This is a genomic window from Aquimarina algiphila, from assembly GCF_947494415.1.
GTDB classification, from domain to species: Bacteria; Bacteroidota; Bacteroidia; order Flavobacteriales; family Flavobacteriaceae; genus Aquimarina; species Aquimarina algiphila.
The window spans coordinates 1-5612 of sequence record NZ_CANLVC010000019.1; the positions used below are offsets into that span (position 1 = coordinate 1).

2 pseudogenes are annotated in these 5612 nt (G+C 38.4%); both read left to right on the forward strand.

Annotated elements, in window-relative coordinates:
* A pseudogene (locus tag PQF96_RS28555) lies at positions 1-1101 on the forward strand (hypothetical protein); the annotation flags it as partial.
* 54 nt (positions 1102-1155) lie between these two features.
* Positions 1156-5612: pseudogene (locus PQF96_RS28560) on the forward strand (hypothetical protein); the annotation flags it as partial.

Below are 5612 nucleotides of genomic sequence, written 5' to 3' on the forward strand. Positions count from 1 at the left end.
GAAGCAGCAGCAGAGGCAGCACGATTAGCAGAAGAGAAGCGATTAGCAGATGAAGCAGCGGCAGAGGCAGCGCGATTGGCAGAAGAGAAGCGATTGGCAGATGAAGCAGCAGCAGAGGCAGCACGATTAGCAGAAGAGAAGCGATTAGCAGATGAAGCAGCGGCAGAGGCAGCGCGATTAGCAGAAGAGAAACGATTGGCAGATGCAGCAGCAGCGGCAGCTCAAAATCAAAATGAAGAAGGTTTAGATGAGATTAAGAAAGAATTAGATAATAGTAGTCGAATTACAAGCAAAATATATGCACGTAGAGATTCATTATTAACTACAAGTCTAAATGTAGATAAGCGTGAGTTTAATAAACTTTTAGAATCTCTTGTAAATATGGATGATGATGCAGGTGAGGCTAAAAATAACCCGGCTAGTTCAAAAAGACTTACGGCAAACAATAGATTTGTAAAATTTGCTGAAACTTCAAGACCAGAAGCTCAGATTGCTACTAAGTTTATACCAGGATATGCTGAAGGATATTACTTAATTGGTAATGTATTTAAAGGTGGTGCATATGCAGAGAAATTCTCAAGTACCCTTAAAGACTTAGGATTTGATAACTCAACGATTATTCTTAATCCTGAAAATCAATTCCAATATGTTGCTATCGAAAGTTATACTGATAAAGATGAAGCGGTAGAGAAATACTTAAGTAGTATAGATAATAGATTCTTTGGAGATATGTGGATATTACATATTGCAAAGAGTAGAGTAGAATCCTATAAGAAACTATTACAAGAAACAAGACTAATAAAAGATACAGTCAAGGATGACACGGTATTAACAGAAAGTCTATCCTTTATTGGAGGACATAATATCGAAAATGGATATTACTTGATTACGAATATTTTCAAAAGAGAAAATTATTTCGAGAGAGGAATGGCGAAACTTCGATCTCAAGGATTGGAGCCTCAATATTTCAGGAACCCAAAAGATAACTATATATACGTATACTTAAAGAGATATGACAATCTTGATGATGCAAAACAAAGTCTGTTCTCTAATGTAAACAACTCGTATGGTGGAGATCTTTATATATTGAAAATTCAATAAATGTAAGAAGAGACTATGATGACTAAATACCCCAACACAAACACAACACTGCTTATGAAACTTAGACTGAAATCTGCCATCATTTTAGTTTTTTTAATGATAGGCTCGCAATTATTTGCTCAGGTTCCTTTTACTGAGGTGCCGGGAAGTACATTAAGAATTAATGGAGAACTAAAGGTCATTGGTAATGCGATTGTAGGACTAAATCAATCCGGTTTTGTACCAAATGATGACTACAATGGAAACTTTTCTAATAACCAAAAGTTTTTTGATTATATAGATATAGATGGTGACGGAAGCACATTTAGTTCTAGTTCTGCTGATTTGATTTTATCTTCAGGTTGTGAACAAATTGCATATGCAGGTTTATATTGGTCAGCATCTTATTTTGTAGAGAGATTTACTTTTTTTGATTTTTTCGGAAACCCACGTGAAGGTCATTCTAGAAGTGGCTTGCCTTTTCCAGATAATAGACCAGATTTTAGAACTATAAAAATAAGACCACCCGGTGCTGCAGGATATACAACGATTACTCCAGCAGAAACCACTGTAATTTATGATGGATATCGTAACACGGCGACAAACCCTTCTAATACTGCCGCGATTGATATTCCTTATGTATGTTATGCAGATGTTACAAGTCTCATACAGGGACTTGGTGCTGGAAATGCTGATGGTACTTATACTATAGCCGATATGAGAGCAGCTACTGGGTATTCAACAGATAACTCTAATGGTATATCTGGTGGATGGGTATTGGTAGTAGCATATGAGGATCCGAGTTTATCAGCAAAATTTATAAGTACAAGACAAGGGTACTTAAATAATCAACCTTGTATAGTGGATCCAACAGATCCATTAGATGATTGTTTAAAAACTTTTTCATACACTGGTTTCGAAACATTACCAGCGCCAAATCCTGTACGTGCAAGATATGCAGTTGCTACCTTAGAAGGTGACAGACCTTTTGCGGGTGATGTATTTCAAATACAAAGACCAGACACTTCGAGAGAAAATATATTTACTGCTCCGGCAAACCCAAATGGAAACTTTTTTGATAGTTCAATTTCGATAGATGGAGGCTATGGTAATGCAGCTCCGGTTCCTATCCCAGGTGACCCACCGATTAGGGAACCACATTCTCGAAATACGTTAGGATTTGATGTAGATATCTTTGATATACCTAATCCAGGTAATACGGTCATTGCGAATGACCAAACAAGTGCTACATTTTTTACCACTTCTGAAGGAGATGCGTATAGTATCTTTTTTAGCTCATTTCAGATAGAAATTATTGAACCGCAGCTTACGGTTACCAAAAGAGTACTAGATGATGTTGGAACGGACATTACTGGTGATCCGGTAAATTTTGCAGATCAGTTATTTTATGAATTAACCATAGAAAATCAAGGGAATGAGGATATTACTGCTGCGACAATTAGAGATGTACTTCCGGATAATGTAGATTTTACTATAGGTAGTATTACCACAAGTAACCCTGGCCTTGTTGCTACTCCCAACGGAACAAATCGAGAAATCGATATTACAATTACAGATAACCTTGTTGTTCGCAGTGGAGGAGTACATACGGTTCGTTTTGGAGTACAAGTTGTTGCGACCTGTGCCGATTTACGTGATGCGTGTTCTAATCAGATTAATAATGTAGCCATATCAACCTATACGGGTGTCGATTCTGGAACCACTCGTTCTGGTGAGACCAGTATTTTAGAACAGGATGCCTGTCGATTTGATGTTGTAGGTTCATCCAACGTTTTGATTAATGATGGTATTTGTTTTACAGAAAGTACTCCTGCTTTTATTTGTACAGGTTCTTTAGAACTTACCGCAGGTAATGGTTTTACCAATTATAGCTGGACCTATGTAGATGACCCAACGGTTGTATTTCCAAATTCTCAAACTATTACAGTAACCCTTCCAGGAACATATACGGTTTTAAATACTGGTGCTCCAGGATGTCAGGATTCTCAACAAACTTTTGTTGTGGATGGTTTTACTACGGTTACAAATCCAGTGGTAGCATTAATACCAGGTTTGGGATCTAATCCTAATGTAAATGGTAATGTGAGAACTTGTCCGATTACAGGAGATCCTTTGCCTGAAATATTCTTATGTGGTGCAGGTACTACATTAAATATTCCACTAAATTTCCCAGTTGGTACAACAGTAGTTTGGGAACGACTAGATCCTTCAGCTTGTCCTACAGTAACAAGAGATCCTAACTGTCCAACTCCTGTTATTGACTCTGGTGGTTGTGATGGCGATTGGGTACAGGTAAGTACAGATATTGGAAGTTATACAGTTACTCAAGCAGGTGAATATAGAATAAGAGCTACTTTTGATAGTAGTTGTACGATTCCATTTTATTTTAATGTATTTCAAAATAATTTTGATCCCGATCTTGTTGTCGTTCGTCAAATTATATGTGGTACTCCTGGAACATTACGTGTTCAGAACTCTTCTCTAGAATATGAATATCAATTAGTAGCTCCTGGAGGTGCAACAACAGCATACCAGACTTCTCCTGAATTCTCAGGATTAACTACAGTAGGTAACTATACAGTAAATGTTCGTCAAACAGGAGGTCTGCCTACAGCTTGTGTTTTTCAGGATTCTGTATTTTTAGATGAATTAGATGCGAATGAAGTTGTGGATGTAACATCTCCAACATGTCCAGATGGTAGAGGAGAAATTTCGATTACAGTAACAGACTCGCAGATTAATTATACATATACCATCAATAGTACAACAACTGCATTTACTGATACAGAAGGACCTACCACTACACCTAGTCATACATTTACAGGTTTGGTACCTGATACATATGAGGTACAGGTTTTATCAGCAGATGGTAGTTGTTCAGAAACATTTACCAGAGTTGTAGCACCTGCGGCACCATTTTCTGCTACAGTTGTACTTCTTAGTGATTTAAGTTGTAATCCAGCATATCAACCGGATCCAACACTTAATGACCCAGCACATCCTAATTATGATCCAACTGCATTACCATTTGATCCAGATGAATTAATCGCGATTTATGAGGTTACAGTTACAGGAGGATCTACTAATTTGGCATTTAATAATCAATTAGATTTCTTGGGCACGACACTAGTACCGTTAACAGGAACAACATACCAGTTTAGAGCAACGGCACCAGGTAATTATCCTGTTTTTGTTAATGATTTAGATAATAGTTGTACGATTAGCGCAGGTAGCGTTGATGTAACACCATATGAAGCAATTGAGGCTACGGCTACGCCAATCAACCCTGATTGTAGTGGTAGTTTAGGAGCAATTGACGTTACTATTACAGCAGGTCTTGCAGAAGGTCCATTCACCTATATTCTGAATCAAGGTACTCCTACCGAGGTAACCATTGGCCCTAGTAATAATACCACAGAAAGATTTAATAATGTAGACCCAGCAGTTTCTCATACGGTTACTGTTGAAGATCAATTTGGTTGTGATTTTGTTATTACTCCAGATATAACGTTTACTTCACCAGCTGGTATTACAGCCACGATCAATGATGATTTCAGGTTATTAAGTTGTACAGCTACCCCTGGTGCTCAGGCCCAGGTTACTGATATTACTGGAGGTTCTGGCACTTATGAGTGGAGTTTAAATCCAGCGGGTCCCTTTACACCAATTGTGACGACTGTTCCGTTTACTCCTTTTGAGGTTGATTTTGCGGCAGCAGGTTCGTACACGATTTATATAAGAAATCAAGTTACCCCTCCAACAGATAGTTGTGTTGAGAGTTTCCCTATAGTTATCGATCCCTTATTAGAGGTTGATAGTGTTACGATTACTCCTGGAGATCAGGATTGTTCTAACCAAACGGTTGATGTTGTACTTTCGGCTTCACCTTTTCCACTTCCTGGTACTGCTTTTTATGAGTTTGAGGTTACCCCAGACCCTGCTAGTGGAGCAGCTGGTACAGGTACGGTAGCTTTTGATGTAGCGACAAATTACACCTTTACTAATGGAGTATCATATACGGTTAGAGCAAGAAGAAGTGATACCCAATGTATAAATACAGGTAACTTTACAGGAGTTACTATTCCAGAAATACAGATTACGAGTGCTACCCAGGATAAGCCTGTAAATTGTGTTGGCGCTAGTGATGGTATTTTATCATTTACAGTTGGCAATAGTGCTTCATATACCTATACGGTTACAGGTGGTCCTACAGTTGTTCCGCCAGGAGCAGGAGCAGGAGTTACTCCAGTAACTATTAATTCACTAGCTGCGGGTACATATACGATTACGGTTACAGACACGAATCTTACTGCACCTTCTGTAAATTGTTCTACGAGTACTACTGTTGAGATTACCGAGCCTTTAGTTGCTTTAAGTTTTACTCCTGTTGTAGATGCTGCGGACTGTGGTAATCCAACGGGAACGATTACTGTGAATGCAGTTGGAGGACGAGGAGGCTATGAATATGAATTAAGAGATGCTGCAGGTACAGGAGTGATTACAGCATATCA